Annotated in this window: 18 protein-coding genes; 3 read left to right on the forward strand and 15 right to left on the reverse strand. The window is 74.0% G+C overall.

Annotated features, from left to right (window positions below; genetic code table 11):
- The 7 genes from KBY19_RS15645 to KBY19_RS15675 all read right to left on the reverse strand — a co-directional run bounded on the left by KBY19_RS15645 (position 1) and on the right by KBY19_RS15675 (position 7689).
- Positions 1–1428 (reverse strand): hypothetical protein, encoded by a 1428-nt coding sequence (locus KBY19_RS15645; RefSeq protein ID WP_307843517.1) that lies wholly within the window; start codon positions 1426–1428, stop codon positions 1–3.
- Positions 1418–3541 (reverse strand): hypothetical protein, encoded by a 2124-nt coding sequence (locus KBY19_RS15650; RefSeq protein WP_247691017.1) that lies wholly within the window; start codon positions 3539–3541, stop codon positions 1418–1420. Before KBY19_RS15650 ends, KBY19_RS15645 begins: the two co-directional genes overlap by 11 nt.
- Positions 3542–3637: 96 nt before the next feature.
- Positions 3638–3898 (reverse strand): hypothetical protein, encoded by a 261-nt coding sequence (locus KBY19_RS15655; RefSeq protein WP_099883509.1) that lies wholly within the window; start codon positions 3896–3898, stop codon positions 3638–3640.
- Entirely contained in the window at positions 3898–5025 is a 1128-nt protein-coding gene (tsaD, locus tag KBY19_RS15660; RefSeq protein ID WP_099883508.1) for a tRNA (adenosine(37)-N6)-threonylcarbamoyltransferase complex transferase subunit TsaD, read from the reverse strand. The genes KBY19_RS15655 and tsaD overlap by 1 nt, the downstream gene beginning before the upstream one ends.
- On the reverse strand, positions 5018–5551 hold the full coding sequence (gene rimI / locus KBY19_RS15665) for a ribosomal protein S18-alanine N-acetyltransferase (RefSeq protein WP_247691021.1): 534 nt from the start codon (positions 5549–5551) through the stop codon (positions 5018–5020). The genes tsaD and rimI overlap by 8 nt, the downstream gene beginning before the upstream one ends.
- Before the next feature lie 74 nt (positions 5552–5625).
- Positions 5626–6300: a tRNA (adenosine(37)-N6)-threonylcarbamoyltransferase complex dimerization subunit type 1 TsaB gene (gene tsaB, locus KBY19_RS15670; RefSeq protein WP_099883507.1), complete on the reverse strand. Its 675-nt coding sequence runs from the start codon at positions 6298–6300 to the stop codon at positions 5626–5628.
- Between the two features lie 81 nt (positions 6301–6381).
- Positions 6382–7689 carry a DUF2993 domain-containing protein gene (locus KBY19_RS15675; RefSeq protein WP_210965984.1) on the reverse strand — a complete coding sequence of 436 codons (1308 nt, stop codon included), beginning with the start codon at positions 7687–7689 and terminating at the stop codon, positions 6382–6384.
- A gap of 229 nt (positions 7690–7918) precedes the next feature.
- On the opposite strand from KBY19_RS15675, the gene KBY19_RS15680 reads away from it, so the two are divergent.
- Positions 7919–8494: a L,D-transpeptidase gene (locus KBY19_RS15680; protein WP_180289733.1), complete on the forward strand. Its 576-nt coding sequence runs from the start codon at positions 7919–7921 to the stop codon at positions 8492–8494.
- 20 nt (positions 8495–8514) lie between these two features.
- Here KBY19_RS15680 and KBY19_RS15685 read toward each other — a convergent pair whose 3' ends face one another.
- The 5 genes from KBY19_RS15685 to KBY19_RS15705 form a co-directional block, all read right to left on the reverse strand.
- On the reverse strand, positions 8515–8757 hold the full coding sequence (locus KBY19_RS15685; protein ID WP_099883505.1) for a hypothetical protein: 243 nt from the start codon (positions 8755–8757) through the stop codon (positions 8515–8517).
- A gap of 161 nt (positions 8758–8918) precedes the next feature.
- On the reverse strand, positions 8919–9560 hold the full coding sequence (tsaE, locus tag KBY19_RS15690) for a tRNA (adenosine(37)-N6)-threonylcarbamoyltransferase complex ATPase subunit type 1 TsaE (RefSeq protein WP_282107082.1): 642 nt from the start codon (positions 9558–9560) through the stop codon (positions 8919–8921).
- Positions 9490–10989 (reverse strand): alpha/beta fold hydrolase, encoded by a 1500-nt coding sequence (locus tag KBY19_RS15695; RefSeq protein WP_247691018.1) that lies wholly within the window; start codon positions 10987–10989, stop codon positions 9490–9492. The genes tsaE and KBY19_RS15695 overlap by 71 nt, the downstream gene beginning before the upstream one ends.
- An 83-nt stretch (positions 10990–11072) precedes the next feature.
- Positions 11073–12257, reverse strand: a complete 1185-nt coding sequence (gene alr / locus KBY19_RS15700; protein WP_099883503.1) for an alanine racemase — start codon at positions 12255–12257, stop codon at positions 11073–11075.
- A 38-nt stretch (positions 12258–12295) separates the two neighbouring features.
- The gene (locus tag KBY19_RS15705; protein WP_099883502.1) at positions 12296–12853 is read right to left on the reverse strand and encodes a DinB family protein; all 558 of its coding nucleotides are present in this window, start codon (positions 12851–12853) and stop codon (positions 12296–12298) included.
- A gap of 81 nt (positions 12854–12934) precedes the next feature.
- Between KBY19_RS15705 and KBY19_RS15710 the strand changes: the two genes are divergently transcribed.
- Positions 12935–13471: a GNAT family N-acetyltransferase gene (locus tag KBY19_RS15710; protein WP_210965985.1), complete on the forward strand. Its 537-nt coding sequence runs from the start codon at positions 12935–12937 to the stop codon at positions 13469–13471.
- Between the two features lie 18 nt (positions 13472–13489).
- Here the strand turns inward: KBY19_RS15710 and KBY19_RS15715 are convergent, their stop codons facing one another.
- The 3 genes from KBY19_RS15715 to KBY19_RS15725 all read right to left on the reverse strand — a co-directional run bounded on the left by KBY19_RS15715 (position 13490) and on the right by KBY19_RS15725 (position 15844).
- On the reverse strand, positions 13490–14977 hold the full coding sequence (locus KBY19_RS15715; protein WP_099883500.1) for an NAD(P)H-hydrate dehydratase: 1488 nt from the start codon (positions 14975–14977) through the stop codon (positions 13490–13492).
- A 155-nt stretch (positions 14978–15132) separates the two neighbouring features.
- The gene (locus KBY19_RS15720) at positions 15133–15501 is read right to left on the reverse strand and encodes a holo-ACP synthase (protein WP_099883499.1); all 369 of its coding nucleotides are present in this window, start codon (positions 15499–15501) and stop codon (positions 15133–15135) included.
- A gap of 97 nt (positions 15502–15598) precedes the next feature.
- Positions 15599–15844, reverse strand: a complete 246-nt coding sequence (locus KBY19_RS15725; RefSeq protein WP_099883498.1) for a hypothetical protein — start codon at positions 15842–15844, stop codon at positions 15599–15601.
- A 170-nt stretch (positions 15845–16014) separates the two neighbouring features.
- On the opposite strand from KBY19_RS15725, the gene coaA reads away from it, so the two are divergent.
- Positions 16015–16974, forward strand: coding sequence for a type I pantothenate kinase (coaA, locus tag KBY19_RS15730; RefSeq protein WP_210965986.1), 960 nt, complete (start codon positions 16015–16017; stop codon positions 16972–16974).
- Positions 16975–16982 lie beyond the last annotated feature (8 nt).

Genomic DNA, 16982 nt, shown 5'->3' on the forward strand with positions numbered 1-16982 from the left:
TCAGCGCCTGCGGGAGGCGCGGGTGAAGTCGCCGCGCAGCACCCGTTCGGTCAGGGTGTCCTCGGTCAGGGAGCCGTAGCCGGTGGCGGCCCACAGACTGTCCTCGGGCGGCACCTCGAAGTACGGGACGCGGCGGTCCTGGAGGGTCTGGGTGAGGACTTCGGGTGCGCGGCGGGCGGCCACCGCGGCGGCGCAGTCACCGCAGGCCGCGACGGACAGCGACTCGCGGCGGCCCAGCGGGCGCCAGCGGATGCGGTCGGCGGCGCGGCCGTGCAGCGGGTGGAAGAAGCACAGCGGCAGCGCAGCGGCACGGGCGGACGCGGACGGCTCGGACCGGCGCAGCGCGTCACGTCCTTCCTGGAGGAGGGCGAGCACACCGGCCAGGTCGGGTATGTCGCGGGCCTCGTCCAGCACCTTGCCGGCGGCGGCGTAGGCGTCGAGGGAGAGCTGGAGCAGATCGCTGTCGGCGCCGTCCTCGCTCGGCTCGTGGGCCAGCAGTTCCTCGTTGTAGGCGAGGAGTTCGCGCTGTGCGCGCTTGCGCAGGTCGCGTACGCCCGCCTTGCGCGCGGTCGCGAACACCGAGCGCGGGGAGGTGAACGGCACCCGGATCGAGCTGCTGGAGCGGCGGGCCCGCACGGTGCGGTGGACGAGTCCGGCAGCGACCAGCACGGCAAGTCCCGCGACGATCAGCGCTCCGAGCACGAGCGGGGACAGACCGCTCCCGCCGCCGGCATCCTCGGCCCCGGCACCGGTCCCGGCGCCGTCACCGTCCTCGGCCCCGGCACCGGCCTCTGCCTCGGCACCGTCGCCGTTCCCCGACGGGCGGTCGCTGCGGAGATCCTCGGTGGCCTTCTCGTACACCTTGTCGCCGTTGCCGGACTTCACGATCTCCAGCGCGCGGGAGAACTTGGCGTAGAGGCTCTTGTCCTTCATGCCCTCCTCGTGGCCGACGGCCGCGACGCCCCAGAACGCCTGGTACTTGCCTCTGCGCGGGAACTCGTAGCCGTTGAGGAAGCCGTCGTTCTCGCTGAGGGTCATATAGACGGCTTTCTTGGACTGCCCCTCCGCCAACCGGTAGCGAACGACATCGACCATCTTCTTCGGGTCGCCGCCCCAGGCGTCCCCGGCGATCAACGGGACGACGACGACCCGGACCGGAAGGCCGGACGCCTTGATCTTCTCGGCCAGCTTGCGCTGTTTGTCCGCCGGGAACGCCTGCTCGTACGACGGGTCGACGTAGACCGGTGACTTGCGGAGCCCTTCGGCGATCCGGTCGCCTGGCCTGTCGTCGGCGGCACCGGCCCGCCCCGCCGTCCCGAGCGTCAGCGCCAGCGCCAGCGCGGTGACGACGCACGCGAGGACGACCGCCGGCAGCCGGGCCGGACGGGCGAAGTGGGCGCCGGGCGCGGCGCGTAGCTCAGTGGACACCTAGCTGCTCCCGTACTCGACGGACGATCTGGTCGGCGGTCGGGTCCGCGTCCCGGCCGGTACCCTGCGGGGCGGCGAGGGGGCCGGGGACCCGGTGGTAGGGCTCGTGCGGGGCGGAGCGGGCGGCGCCGGGGTCCCGCAGGCACAGCAGCCGCGCGCCGACGACACCCGCGATGTGGTCGGCCCGCGAGCCGGACGTGGACGTGCCGCGTTCCTCCAGCGCCGCCCGGCAGCCGGCGCAGACCGGACGCGAGCGCGCGCCGCCGCTCTCGCCGGGCAGTTTCAGCTTCCGTGTGGCGGCTGCGGGCCCGTGCAGCGGGTTGAGCACGCACAGCCGGGTCCCGGCGGAGGTGACGTGGCGCCCGCCCCCGGCGGCCAGTACGGCACGGCCGGTGCGGATCAGGGCGAGCCCGGCCGCGAGGGTGGGTGCGTCGGCGTCGGCGTCCACCCGGTTGTCGCCCTCCTGGTCGAGGAGGAGGGTCGCCGCGTCCAGGAGGTCCCACACCCGGGTGCGCACGGCGTCCGGCAGGTCGCCGGACAGCTGCTCGTACTCCTCGTTCAGCTCGTCCAGTTCGCGCCGTGCCGTTCTGCGCAGCCAGCCGGTCGACGGACGCGCGGGCGCCTGCGGGTCGGTACTGCCCGACGCGCCGCCGGTCACCAGGCCGGTGGCGGACGCGCGGGTGGCGGCCGACCGCACACCGGGGCCGAGGTGCCGGGCGATGCCCAGTCCGGCCGCCGTCACCCCGAGAGCTGCCAGCGCGCCCACCACTCCCAGCAGCGTCCCCGGCACGAAGTCCTCGGCGTACAGGGAGGGCAACTCGTCCTCGGTGACCGGGTCCTCGGCGGCCATCGGCTCCAGGTAGGGGCCCTCGGCCGGGGCCGAGGGCAGCCGGTCGACGATCCGCAGGGTCTCGTCCAGCCGCTGGTACACCCCGGCGTCACGCTCGTCCTCGCCGTCCTCGCCGAAGCGCAGGTCCTCCGTGGCGTCGTGCAGCGCCGCGCTGTCCAGCTCGGCGCCGTGGTTGACGACTTCCAGTTCGCCGTTCTCGGAGTCGTCCGCGATCACGTAGACGCCGTCGCCGTCGTCGCCCAGCCGGTCGCGCAGCCGCTTCGCGAGGACTTCGCCGTCACCGGCCGACTCGTCCGCCGTATCGAGCGGGACGACGACGAGGTGTACGGGCACCTCCAGCCGCTTCGCACGCTCCCGCAGCCGGCCGAGCTGGGCGGGGCTCAACGTCCCTGCCGCGAGCGGGTCGAGGTAGACGGGGTCGGAGCGCAGCCCGCGGGCGACCCGGTCGGTCCTGGCCGCCATGTCGGCGGCCGTCGGCACCGGGTCGCCGGTCGTGCGGGTGTCGTCGAAGACGAGCGGCGCGCCGACGCCGATGACGAGGGCGCCCGCGGCGGCGACGGGCACCAGCAGCCGCAGGCCCGGCCCCTTGCCGCCGCGCCGGCGGCGCAGGTACCAGCCGACGGACACGATCAGCACCGGCACCCCGGTCAGCAGGATGCCCGTGAGGAAGCCCTGGTTCTTCCGGTCGGTGCGGCTGGTGTACAGCTTGTCCGGCTCCTCGCCGGCCCGGCCGGCCGCCGCGCCCTTGTTCGCCCGCTCGGTCGCATCCCCGGAGCGCAGGACGTCCACGAAGTGCCGGAAGGTGTCCAGCGTGCCCGCGTCATAGGGCAGTTCGAAGGTGGTTGCCATGGCCGCGTCCCGTGCCGGGACGTCCACGCCGAAGGTCTCCGTGTCCGGACTACCGCCGTCCCCGCCGAACAGCAGGTACAGCCCGTCCTTCCCGAGCCGGTCGTGCACCGCCGCCAGCAGCCCGTCCCGCCCGGCTCCGTACCCGGGCAGCACCAGCACATAGGTCGGCACTCCGGTCCGCTTCGCCTCCTTGAGGAAGGCGGGGCGGGCGGAGAGGGGATTGGTGCGCGGAAGCTGGTCGGAGAGGTGGACGGGGCTCTTGCGCAGCTGGTCGGCGAGGTAGGCGGCAGTCGTCCTCGGCTTCTCGGCCGCCACGGAGGCCCCGGCGCTCCCGCCCGGTCCGACCACGGCGACCAGCATCACCGCCGCGACCCGCGCTCCCCACCGCGCGGCCCTGGCAACACCGCTGCGCATACCGGCCCCCCGCACCCGACAACGTTCCCGACCCGCACCATCCTGCCGCGTAACTCACCGTGAACACACCCACCTCACATGTGCAGGTGCGCGGGGTCACACCCGCTCGAACCGCCACCTGTGCACCGGGCGGGCCGACAGCTGGGCCGGCGGGTCGGGCAGTTCGGGTACCTCCGCGTCGTAGCCGCCCTCCCACCAGGTGATGACCAGCACCCGGTCGCCCGGCGCCGTGAAGTGCTCGCGGCGTTCGCAGGGGACGGCGGACGGGGCCGGCTCCTGGCCGCGGGCCCAGGCCAGCAGTTCGGGCGCGCGTCCGGGTGCGGCCTTGGCCTCCCACATCAGAGCGACGGTCGGCATCAGGAGTAGAGGTTCTTCCTGCTCAGTTCGTGCACGTGATCATGGTCGTGGGTGTGGGAGTGTCCCGACGCGGCCGCCGCCGACGGGTCCGGCACGTGCGGCTCGGTCACCGGCAGCGAGGAGTCGGCGGGCAGGTCCCAGGCGGAAGCGGCCCGGTTGCGGGCCACCATCTCGGCGCCGAGGGCCGCGACCATGGCACCGTTGTCGGTGCACAGCTTCGGCCGGGGCACCCGCAGAGTGATGCCCGCGGCAGCGCAGCGCTCCTCGGCCATGGCGCGCAACCGCGAGTTGGCCGCGACGCCGCCGCCGATCATCAGATGGTCGACGCCCTCGTCGCGGCAGGCACGGATGGCCTTGCGGGTCAGTACGTCGGTGACGGCCTCCTGGAAGGAGGCGGCGACATGGGCGACGGGCACCTCCTCGCCCGCGTTCCGCTTCGCCTCGATCCAGCGCGCCACGGCCGTCTTCAGCCCCGAGAAGGAGAAGTCGTACGGGGCGTCGCGCGGACCGGTCAGACCGCGGGGGAAGGCGATGGCGTCCGGGTCGCCCTGCTTGGCGTACCTGTCGATGACGGGACCGCCGGGGAAGCCGAGATTCAGCACGCGGGCGACCTTGTCGAACGCCTCGCCCGCCGCGTCGTCGATGGTCGAACCCAGCGGCCGCACATCGGCGGTGATGTCGGGCGCCAGCAGCAGCGAGGAGTGACCGCCGGAGACCAGGAGCGCCATGGTCGGCTCGGGCAGCGCACCGTGTTCGAGCTGGTCGACGCAGATGTGCGAGGCGAGGTGGTTGACGCCGTAGAGCGGCTTGCCCAGCGCGTACGCGTACGCCTTGGCGGCCGAGACACCGACCAGCAGCGCTCCGGCGAGCCCCGGGCCCGCGGTGACGGCGATGCCGTCGAGGTCCGAGGCGGCGACCCCGGCCTCCTTCAGCGCGCGCTCGATCGTGGGGACCATCGCCTCCAGATGGGCCCGGCTGGCGATCTCCGGTACGACCCCGCCGAACCGCGCGTGGGTGTCGACGCTGGAGGCGACGGCGTCGGCCAGCAGCGTGTGACCGCGCACGATTCCGACGCCGGTCTCGTCGCAGGAGGTCTCGATGCCGAGAACGAGCGGTTCGTCAGCCATGGCTCTTCGATCCTTGGTGCGTGTTCGGAAGGGGGTTCGTGGGGGCCTCGTCCCCCGGGGAGTCGGCGCAGCCCGCGTACGACGCCGGGTCGGCCAGCCGCATCACCAGCGCGTCCACGCCGGCGGGCTGGTAGTAGCCGCGCCTGACACCGATGGGCACGAAGCCGAAGCGCTCGTACAGGCGCTGCGCCGGTGCGTTGTCCACCCGCACCTCCAGCAGCACCTCGGCGCACTCGAAGTCGGTGGCGGCCCGCAGCAGCGCGCGCAGCAGCCGGGAGCCGAGCCCGGTGCCCCGGTGGCCGGGCAGCACACCGATGGTCTGGATGTCGCCGGTGCCGCCGACGGCCGCCAGGCCGCCGTAGCCGACGAGGGAGCCGTCCGCCTGCTGGGCGACGAGATAGCGGCGGGTGGCGTCCGGCCCGCGCGCATGCGCCAGCTCCGACCAGAACATCCCCGCCGACCAGGCGTCCTCGGGGAAGAGTTCCTGCTCCAGTCCGAGCACCGGCTCGATGTCCCACCAGCGCATCTCGCGCAGCGTGACGCGGTGGTGCGGGACGCCGTCGCGCGGCAGGCCGCCGTGCGCGAGACCGTCCGTGGCGTTCACTGCGGCGTGACCACCTTGTAGTTGGCGGGCACCTGCGCGTCCGGCCGCCGCAGATACAGCGGTCGGGGCGGCAGCAGTTCCTCGCCGCGCGCCAGCCGCTCGGCGGCGAGCCGGGCGAGGGCCGTGGCCGACTGGTCGGTGGGCAGCTCGGGCCGTACGCCGCGGAAGACCGACTCGTACAGCACCGCGCCCGCGCCGACGGCCGGCAGCGCGCCGATCTCCTCCTCGTGCGCCTCGATCGCGGCGGGCCGCTCAACCGCCGGGTCGGTCACCCGGGTACGGGCGTCGGCGTACCGGGCCCAGTACACCTCTTTGCGGCGCGCGTCCGTCGCCACCACGAACGGCTCCGTCAGTCCGGAGGCGTACGCGATGCCGTCCAGCGTGCACACCCCGTGCACCCGCTGGCCGAGTGCCGCCGCGAACGCCTCGGCCGTCGCCAGTCCGACCCGCAGCCCGGTGTAGGGGCCGGGGCCGACGCCGACCACCACGTCGGTGACCTCGGTGAGTTTCCGCCCCGCCTCGCTCAGCACCGCGTCGATGCAGGGCAGCAGCAGTTCACCGTGGCGGCGGGCGTCGATCTTGTGGGCGGCAGCGAGCGTGCGGTCGCCGTCCGCGTCGTGGAGGGCGACGGTGACGGCAGGCGTAGCGGTATCCAGCGCGAGCATCAACACCCGACCAGCCTACGGCTCCCACGCGGCCCGCCCTCACCCGTGCGGCCCGCGCCGCCCTGCTCGGGGCGCTTCCCCGTCCGGCTACTTCCCCTCCTTCGGGGCTGCCTCGCCGAACGGCACGTTGACGCCGGTCAGCTCGGCGCGGATGCCCTCCTTCGCCACGAAGACCCCGCGCAGCCGCACATCACCGGGCAGCTCGGGCAGCTGGAGGTGGAGGGCGAGCTTGTCCGCGAGCTCGGGTTCCTCGATCTTCTTGAGGGCCTCGACCAGCGCCGGGTCGATCCCCATCTTCTTCAGCAGCCGCGGATGCCGGACGACGACGTCCAGCAGATTGACGCGCATCACCTTCTCGGCGAAGCGCGGCGTCCCGGTCACCCGGCGCAGCTCCCGGTCGCTGCGCCGGACCTGCTGGGCGTGCTCGGGCGTCATGCCGAACCGCTCGGCGATCGAGCGCACCCCGAACAGCGCCCGTGCCTTGTCCTTGTCGTGCTGGATGCGCTCGGCCAGCGGGCGGGACAGCCGCAGTCCCGCGTCCTTGCCGGTCCCGGGGGTGAAGCTGAACATCTTGGGAACGACCAGCCGCATGTCGTCCACGGTGGTGCCCACACCGCGGTCGCCGGTGCGCTGCAGCTGGGCGCGGGCGCGCACCTTGACCTCGCTGCCCGCCACGGGCAGCCGTCCGGCGGCCAGCACGGTGTGGCGGCCGCCCGGGGTGAACTTCACCTGGGAGGTGCCCAGCTCGCGGTCCAGGTCGTCGAAGTCGAGCAGTACGTCGCCCTTCATCCGGCCGAGCACCGCCCCTCGGACGGCGGACGGGGCGTCCCCGACGATCCGTACGTCGTCGACGGTGCCGCTGACCTGTGCGACCGACACCCGGCCCGCGGGCACATCCGGAATGGCAACTTCCACATTGTCCAGGCGGCCCCGCGCCACCTGGGTGAGGAAGGGGAAGCCGTTGATGTGCACCTCGGGACGGGCGTGCAGGCCCAGCGAGTCCTGCACCTTCTCGGCCGCCTCGTCCTCGGCGTAGAGCGCGGCCCACCGATCCCCGACCCCGAGGAAGGCCAGCAGCGCGCAGCAGGCGATGGCGAGCTTGACGGTGCGCGAGAAGCGGGAGCGACGGCGCCTGCGTACGGCACGCAGATACGGCATCCGGTCCTCGTAGGCGGGCTCGTCGTAGTCCGAGCGCAGCCCGAGGCCGCGCAGTCCGCCCTCGTACGGGTCTCCGCCCTCGTACGGGTCACCGGGCGCGGCAACGTCCGGCGGGGCCAGCGCGGCCAGTTCGTCGTACGGGTTGGCCGGGCGGTGGGGGGTGCCCGAGTGGCCTTGCGGTTCTGGGACTTCCGGTATGGGGGTTGTGGAGTTTGTCGATGAACCGTGGGGGGTCATCGCCACATGCGAACACAAGCGCGGCTGTTACTCCAAGTTCCCCTTCCCGTCGCCCACCGGCCACTCTTGCCGCCTTTCCGCGCTGCCCGCCCCACCCTTGGCCGGGCGGTGCCCGAACAGGCGCGCGGACAGACACCTGGGGCGACCGTACGCAGCGAGCCGTCCGCGCCGCGCCTGCTGCTACCGTCAATCAGAGGTCAGGCACAGGCACGAGAGGTGGCAGCGCACGGTGGCACGCAGCAGCGGCAGCAGCGCCGGAGTGATCGTGGCCGGGCTGACGGCGGCGGCCCTCGCCGTGATCGGTTTCTTCGCGTACCAGGCGTCGGCCGCCCAGGACCGCGCCGGCAAACCCTCCACCGGGAAGACGGCCGAGCCCTCCCCCGGCACCTCGGACGGGAAGAACCGCACCCCGGCCGAGAAGGACACCGCGCTGCCCGCCTCCTCCGGCCAGGGCCACCGGGTCGTCTACGCCCTGAAGCGGCAGCGGGTGTGGCTGGTCGGCAAGGACGGCAAGGTCACCAGGACCTATGAGGTCTTCCCCAGCACCGTCGCCCCCGAGCCGGGCACCTACAAGGTCACCTCGCGCGCCTCCCATGTGACGGGCTCGGACGGCGTCCCGATCGAGAACGTCGTACGGTTCGCCAGCGTCGACGGTGTCACGATCGGCTTCAGCGCGGCGCTGGACGGCTCGACGCCGACTCCGGACGCCTCGCGCAAGACGGGCGGCATCCGCGAGAAGCGCGAGGACGGCGAGGCGCTGTGGCTGCACGCCCCCATCGGCACCCGCGTCGTGGTGGTGCGCTAGACCCGCGCCGTGGTGGTGCGTCAGCGGCGGCCGGAAGAGGCGTGCCGACGCCGTCGGCGGGCCGCCGCCGACTCCTCCGACTGTTCGGACTGCTCGGTCTGCGACGGCGGCCTGGAGACGACGGCCGCGGCGGCGCAGGATGCGAGCAGTTCACTCATGGGCGGGGTGCCGTGCGGGGCGCTTCCGTCGGCGGCCGCCGCCTCGTCCCGCGCAGGCACGTGCGGCGCTCGCGCCGCACGCTGCTCCGGCTTCGGTGCGGTCATGGCTCCTCCAGGGGCGTCGGCGCGGCGGCACTTAGGTATACCTAACCGCGCTCTCACCTCCCATGGGACCATGGGCCGCACCGACCACGCAACATCTTGCCGACACCATGTCGGAACAGCGCCCGGCCGCACGCCCCACGGCCCCGGCGCACCGAGCGCACCTAGCCCAGGGCTGCGAGGTCCTCCTGGGCCCAGCGCTCCCCCACGCCGTGGAACGTGACGGTGCGCACGTCGTCGGCGGCGCCCTGCTCGGCGTCCCCGGCGGCCTGGGTGGTCTCGCCCGTCGAGCGTGAGATCACGACGTGCAGCCGCTCCTCCGTCAGCTCCTCGACCCTGCCCTCGCCCCACTCGACGACGACGACCGACTCGGGCAGCGAGACGTCCAGATCGAGGTCCTCCATCTCCTCCAGGCCGCCGCCGAGCCGGTAGGCGTCCACGTGCACCAGCGGCGGGCCGTCCGTCAGCGAGGGGTGGACACGGGCGATGACGAAGGTGGGCGAGGTCACCGCGCCGCGCACGCCCAGGCCCTCGCCCAGCCCGCGCGTCAAGGTCGTCTTCCCGGCGCCGAGTTCACCCGTCAGCAGGACGAGGTCCCCGGCGCGCAACCGCCCGGCGAGCCGTACGCCGAGCTCGCGCATGGCCTCGGCGGTGGGCACGGTGACGGTTCCCTCGTTCCGGATGCCGCCCGGGGAATCACCCGTGGGGCGGTCGGGGAGGCTGCCGGGAGCGCCGTCACCCCCGGGAGGAGCGCCGGACGGAGCCTGTGGAGGCGGGACAGGATGCTGGTGGTGCGGTGCTTCCATGCGTCCGGATGGTACGCGTCAGCAGCCGGGCCAGGTGCTCGTTGACCGGCTCGGGACGCTCCAGCATGACCAGGTGACCGGTCGCCTCCAGGATGACGAACGCGGCGTTCGGCAGTGCCGCCGCGATCCGCTCGCTGTGCTCGCTGGGCGTCAGCAGATCGCGGTCCCCGGCCAGCACCAGCGCAGGCCGTCCGTCGAATCCCGACACCGCCGCGGTCTTCTCGTGCTCGGCGAAGGCCGGGTAGAACTCCGCGACCACATCCACCGGCACCGACTCGATCAGGCGCTCGGCGAAGCGCGCCACCCCCTGATCCACCTCGCGCGGGCTGCCGAAGGAGTAGCGCTTGACCACCCCCGCGAACAGGTCGGCGGTCATCCGGCGCCCGCGCTCGACCAGGTCCGACTGCGCGGCCAGCGCCCGCAGCACCCCGGGCACCACGCGCCGCACGGCCCGCGCTCCGGCAGCCGGCAGCCCGTACGTCACCTCGGCGAGACCACCCGCGCTGGTGCCCAGGAGGGCGACGCCCGCGACCCGCTCGGCGACGTACTCCGGGTACTGCTCGGCCAGCGCCATCAGCGTCATACCGCCCATCGAGTGCCCCACCAGCACCACCGGCCCCTCGGGTGCGGCGGCGTCGAGCACGGCTTTCAGATCGCGGCCCAGCAGATCGATGGAGACCGGCTCCCCGGCGGGGGCCCGACCAGAGCGGCCGTGGCTGCGCTGGTCCCAGTAGACGCACCGCACGGCACCGCGCAGCGCGGCCCGCTGGAAGTGCCACACGTCCTGGTTGAGGCAGTAGCCGTGTGAGAACACCACCGTCAGCGGTGGGGCCGACCTGCCGCTCCGGCCCCGCAACAGCTCGACCAGCCGCGACCAGTACCCGGCCACCGCCCCGCCGGCCGCGGCGTCCGGACCGTCACCGAAGGCGGCGGCCGCCGCCTCGCCGTCGGCGGAGTCGAGCGGGAAGTCGGCCGGTTCGTCGACCTCGTAGTACAGCTCCGTACCGTCCTCCGCCGAGGCCCGGCCCGGAGTGCCGCGCAGCGTGCCGTAGGGCCCCGCGGCATCCAGCGCCACCCGGGCCTTACGGCGTACGGCACGGTGCACGGTGAGGCGTTCGAGGGCGACACCGGCCGCGACGACCCCGAGGGCGGCGCCGGCGACACCCGCACGGCGCGTCCAGCCCGCGCCACCCGCCGGAGCCGGTGGCCGCGCGGACTGCCCGGCCGCCCCCTCGGCGGCGGCCGCTGCCGTCCGCCATGCGCTCTGGGCCGTCTGTACTGCGGTGACGGCCTCCAGCGCCTGCTGTCCGTGCCCGAGGTACGGCGGGGACTGCGCCTGGTGCCGCGGCGGCTGCAGGAGCCGCGCGTCCCGTGCGCCGAGCGCCGCGACCGCGTTCACCGCCGCCTGTGCCCTGCTGATCTGGTCCATGACCGCCCCCGTCCGTCCGTCTGCCCGGCCGGTCCCGTCCGTCACCGGCTCCCGCGACCGAACACCGTGCTCGTGCGCTCGGTTCAGTCGTCGGCCTGCTCATTGGCGTATACCCGGGGGACGCGGCTGCTGATCCGGGTGACGATCTCGTAGGAGATGGTGCCCGCGGCGCGGGCCCAGTCCGCCGCGGTGGGCTCGCCGTGGTCGCCGGGGCCGAAGAGGACGACACGGTCGCCCGCCGCCGCGCGGTCGCCGCCGAGGTCGACGACGAACTGGTCCATGGCCACCCGGCCGGCGACCGTCCGCCACTTGCCCGCCACCAGCACCGGACCGGTACCGGAGGCGTGCCGGGGCAGCCCGTCGCCGTATCCGAGCGGCACCAGCCCGAGGGTCGTCTCACCGGGAGTGGTGTAGGTGTGCCCGTAGCTGACGCCGTGGTCGCCGGGGACCCGCTTGACCAGGGCGAGCGAGGCACTGAGCGTCATCACCGGCCGCAGACCGAGGCTGTCGGCCGTGCCCACCTCGGGGGACGGGGAGAGGCCGTAGACGGAGACACCGGTACGGACGAGGTCGAAGTGGGATCGGGGCAGGGTCAGCGTCGCCGGCGAGTTCGCGTGGTGCCGCACCTCGGGGTCGAGCCCGGCCCGCTCGGCGACGGCGACGGCCTCCCGGAAGGCGTCGAGCTGGGCGGCATTGGCGGGGTGGCCCGGCTCGTCGGCGCAGGCGAAGTGCGACCAGATGCCGGTGACCCGCACCGCGCCCTCCGCCTCGGCGGCCCGCGCGGCCGCCACCAGCTGGGGCCAGTCGGCGGGCTGGCAGCCGTTGCGGCCGAGCCCGGTGTCGGCCTTCAGCTGCACCCGCGCGGTGCGCCCGGTGGCGTGGGCCGCGGCGACGATCTCGTCCAGCGCCCAGGTGCCGCTCGCCGAGACGTCGATGTCCCGCTCGATCGCCTCCCGCCACGGGCCGCCCGGCGTCCACAGCCAGCACAGGATGCGGCCCCGGTCCCCGGCGTCCCGCAGCGCGATGGCCTCCTGCGGAGTGGCGGTGCCCAGCCAGCCGGCTCCCGCCTGCCGCGCGGCCCGGGCGCACGGCACCGCGCCGTGCCCGTACCCGTCCGACTTGACGACGGCCATGAGCTCGGCCCGCGGCGCGTACCCGCGCAGCGCCCGTACGTTGTCCCGTAGCGCGCCGAGGTCGATCTCGGCCCGTGCCCTGCCGAGATCTTCGGCCCGGAAGTCGCCATCGGAGTGCTGGTACTCGTCGTTCACCGGTTCAGTGTCGCAGGTGCCGGTCCGCGGGCGGCCCCTCAGTGGCCGGTCGCCCCGTCGATGCGCTCGCGCAGCAGGTCGGCGTGGCCGCAGTGCTGCGCGTACTCCGCGAGCAGGTGGATGAGCACCCGGCGCAGCGATACGGGGCGGCCCGTGCGGGCGTGGGTCCCGGTGGCGTCCAGCTCCATGGCGGCGGCGATCTCGCGGGAGCGCGCGCACTCGGCGCGCCAGACGGCCAGCGCCTCGGCCGGGTCCCCGTCCAGGGAGTCGAAGTCCTGGTCGGGGTCGTCGTCCGAGTAGTACAGCAACGGCACCGTTTCGCCCGCGAGCTGGATGCGGAACCACCAGCGCTCCACCCCCGCGAGGTGCCGCAACAGCCCGTGCAGGGTCAGCCCGGAGGGCGGGACGGTGCGCTCCGACAGCGACTCGGGCGGCAGACCCGTGCACTTGAGCAGCAGCGTCTCGCGGTAGTGGTCGAGGTAGCGGGTCAGCAGCTCCCGCTCGTCCCCCACCAGGGGCAGGGGCTCTCTGGGGCCGTTGGCCCACTCCTCGGCGAAAACGGTGGGCATGCTGCCGGCGGCGCTCGGTTCGCTCATGTCAGGAGTGTGGCACCGGCCACTGACAGCACGTCCGCCGAGCGCGGTGCCCGCGGAAAACCGGTTGCCCGCCTGCGGACAATGGCCGGCGTGACATGGACCGTTCGCCCCGAACCCGTCGAGAGCCCGGACGCCGTTGCGACCGTCCGGGCCTACATCCGCGAGATAGCCAGCCGCTACTACGGGCGTCCCGCGACCGAGCAGGAGGTCGACGCCGCGCTGGCCGCGGAGCCGGACGACGAACTCGTGCCGCCCAAGGGCCGGTTCCTGCTGGCCCGCGCCCATGCCGACGGCGCCGTCGCGGGCTGCGCCGCGGTGTTGATGGTGAGGGGGACGACGGCCGAGATCCGCCGCGTCTGGGTCGCCCCGCACTCCCGCAAGGGCGGCCTCGGCGGGCTGCTGATCGCCACCGCCGAGTGCTCCGCGCTGGAGATGGGGGCGACGACCGTGCGCCTGGACACCCGCGACGACCTGGTGGAGGCCAGGCGGCTGTACGCGCGGCTCGGGTACGAGGAGATCGCGCCGTTCAACGACTCGCCCTACGCCGACCACTGGTTCGGCAAGACCCTCCGCCCGTTCCTCGGACCGCTCGGGGAGGGGACGCCCGCACAGGGGTGACCCCTCCCCATTGCCGGATCACCCGCCGCGCATCACGTCCTGCCATGCCGTGGCCAGTGCCGCGGAGACATCCGTCGCGGAGGGCGGGTCGGCCGCGATCCGGCCGGCGAGGCCGTGCAGATAGGCGGCGGCCGAAGCGGCGTCGCGAGCGGACAGACCGGCCGCCAGCAGGCCGCCCGCCAGCCCGGTCAGTACATCGCCGCTGCCCGCCGTGGCCAGCCATCCGGTCCCGGTGGCGTTCACCCGTACGGGGGTAGGAGCGGCGCCGGGCCGGGACGGCTCGGCGACCAGTGTCGTGGAGCCCTTGAGCAGCACGGTGGCCCCCGTCCGCTCCGCCAGCCCCCGTACCGCCGCCAGACGTTCGGCCTCGACCTCCTCGCGGGCCACCCCGAGCAGCGCCGCGGCCTCCCCGGCGTGCGGCGTCAGCAGGGTGGGAGCCGTACGGGCGCGAACGCTGTCCATGTCCATCAGCCGCAGCCCGTCCGCGTCGACGAGCACCGGCACGTCGGAGGCCAGCACCTCGTCGATCGCCTGCTGCGCCGCCGGTTCGTCGCCCAGCCCCGGGCCGACGGCCCAGGCCTGCACCCGCCCGGCGTGCCCGGGCGGCCCCTCGCTCACGAGCGTCTCCGGATAGCGGGAGACGACCGCTTCCGTGCCGGGCCCGACGTACCGCACGGCCCCCGCGCCGCTGCGCAGCGCGCCGGAGACGGCCAGCACGGCGGCCCCGGGATAGCGCCCGGAGCCGGCCACGACACCGACGACGCCGCGCCGGTACTTGTCGCTCTCCGCCACGGGCCTCGGCAGCAGGCGGGCCGCGTCGGCGTGCTGGAGAGCCTCCACGTCGCAGGCCCGGGGCAGGTGAGATGCCAGACCGATGTCGATCAGCCGGACGGCGCCCGCGTACTCCCGGGCCGGGTCGATCAGCAGCCCCGGCTTGTACGCGCCGAAGGTGACGGTCGCGTCGGCGGCCAGCGCGGGGCCGGGCACCTCGCCGGTGTCGGCGTCCACCCCGCTGGGCAGGTCGACGGCGACGACCGGCACCCCGGCGTCCCGCACCAGATCGGCCAACTCCACGGCCGCGGGCCGCAGTCCGCCCTTGCCGCCGATGCCGACGATGCCGTCCACCACCAGGTCGGCCCGCGCGATGACATCACCGACGGGCTCGGCGACGCCCTCCACCACGGCGCCCGGCGCCACCCGCACCCTGCCCCCGGCGGCCCGCAGCGCGGCCAGCCCGCCCTCATGGGCCCGTTCGGGCGCCAGCAGCACCGCCGTCACCCCGGCACCGCGCCGGGCCAGTCGCGCGCCCGCGTACAGCGCGTCCCCGCCGTTGTCACCGCTGCCGACGAGCAGCACCACCCGCGCCCCGTACGTCCGCCCCAGCAGCCGGCCACAGGCCGCGGCCAGCCCGGCAGCGGCGCGCCGCATCAGCGCGCCCTCGGGCAGCCGTGCCATCAGCGCCCGCTCGGCGGTACGCAGGGTCTCCACGCCGTAACCAGTCCTCATGCCCCCCAGTGTGGCGCCCCGCCCCGTCAGGGGCGCGGGCAGCTGCGCTCCCCTGGGGGCACCTCCCGGCCGGAAGTGGGGACTCCGGCCGGGAGGTGCCCCCAAAGCCACCGACCACCCGCAGCCTGCGACGGCGCGACCGGGGCACCCTCGACTCAGCCCTCCGCGACGACGACGGCCGAGGCGACCCCCGCGTCGTGCGAGAGGGAGACGTGCCAGCCGCGTACCCCCAGCTCGGCGGCGCGCTCCGCCACCGTGCCGCGCACCCGCAGATAGGGCTGGCCCGAGTCGGACGTGCACACCTCCGCGTCGGTCCACCGCAGCCCGCCCGGCGCGCCCAGCGCCTTGGCCAGTGCCTCCTTCGCGGCGAACCGGGCCGCCAGTGAGGCCACCCCGCGCCGCTCGCCGCTGGGCAGCCACAGCTCGCGGTCGACGAAGAGCCGCTCCGCCATGCTGGGCGTGCGCGCCAGGGAGGTGGCGAAGCGGTCGATCTCCGCGACGTCGATTCCCACCCCGATGATCACCGCTGTCCCACTTCCGCACACCTCGCCCGCCGTCCGGTCGTCGGCACGTCGCCGACGGAGTGAGGGTACGCGCAACGTCAGGGCGTTCTCCGCGTGCTCACTCGCCCCGCGCCATCCGCTCTATGGCGTCCTCCATCAGCTCCAGATACTCCGACTCCTCGCAGCGCGGCTTGCTGCCCATCACATACAGCTCCAGCGAGTCCGTCAGATCCTCGGTCAGGTCCTCGTCCGGGAGCCCGTCGGTCAGATCGCTGTAGACGTGGCCTGCGTGGCCCGCCATCGGGTCGGTACCGAAGGTGCGCCGGGTACGAGGGCGGCGTATGCGACTCAAGGGGGAGGACATGGACGGAACATAGCCCCCACCGGCACATCTCGTACACCTTCTGTTCGCAGATTGTCCGACCGACGGCATGGAAACCGCACCGGGGCCGGTTCCCGGGCCGGCGCTCGCGTTACCGGCGGTCAGCCTCCCCCGGAGGTGAGCGCTGGGCGGTGCCCGCGCAGAATGGCCCCGTGTCCACGAAGCCTTACGTCGACCTCGGCCGCTCGGAGTGGAGCGCCCTGCGCGAGCGCACCCCTCTTCCCCTGACGGCCGCCGAGGTCGACGCCCTGCGTGGGCTCGGCGACGTCATCGACCTGGAGGAAGTGCGGGACATCTATCTGCCGCTGTCCCGGCTGCTGAACCTCTATGTGGGCGCCACGCACGGGCTGCGCAGGGCGCTCAACACCTTCCTCGACGATCCGCACCGCCCCGGCAGGCCCACCCCGCAGCGCGGCACCCCGTTCGTGATCGGCGTCGCGGGCAGCGTCGCCGTCGGCAAGTCCACCGTCTCCCGGCTGCTGGAGGCGCTTCTCGCCCGGTGGCCGGAGCACCCCCGCGTCGAGCGGGTGACGACGGACGGCTTCCTGCTGCCCAAGGCCGAGCTGGAGCGGCGGGGCCTGATGTCCCGCAAGGGCTTCCCCGAGTCGTACGACCGGCGGGCGCTCACCCGCTTCGTCGCCGACGTCAAGGCGGGCAAACCGGAGGTGACCGCACCGGTCTACTCGCATCTGATCTACGACATCGTCCCGGGCGAGCGGCTGACCGTGCACCAGCCCGACATCCTCATCGTGGAGGGCCTCAACGTCCTGCAGCCCGCGCTGCCCGGCAAGGACGGCCGCACCCGGCTGGCCGTCTCCGACTACTTCGACTTCTCGGTGTACGTCGATGCCCGTACGGCCGACATCGAGCGCTGGTACCTGGAGCGGTTCCGGAAACTGCGGGAGACCGCGTTCCAGGACCCGCGCTCGTACTTCCACCGGTTCACGGACGTCTCCGACGAGGAGGCCCTCGCCTACGCGCGCGCCACCTGGCAGACCATCAACGAGCCCAACCTGCGGCAGAACATAGCCCCCACCCGTGGCCGGGCCACCCTGCAACTCCACAAGGGCCCCGACCACAAGGTGCAGCGGCTGTCACTCAGAAAGCTGTAGGCCCGAGC

It is taken from the genome of Streptomyces sp. B15 (assembly GCF_018070605.1).
Taxonomy (GTDB): domain Bacteria; phylum Actinomycetota; class Actinomycetes; order Streptomycetales; family Streptomycetaceae; genus Streptomyces; species Streptomyces smyrnaeus.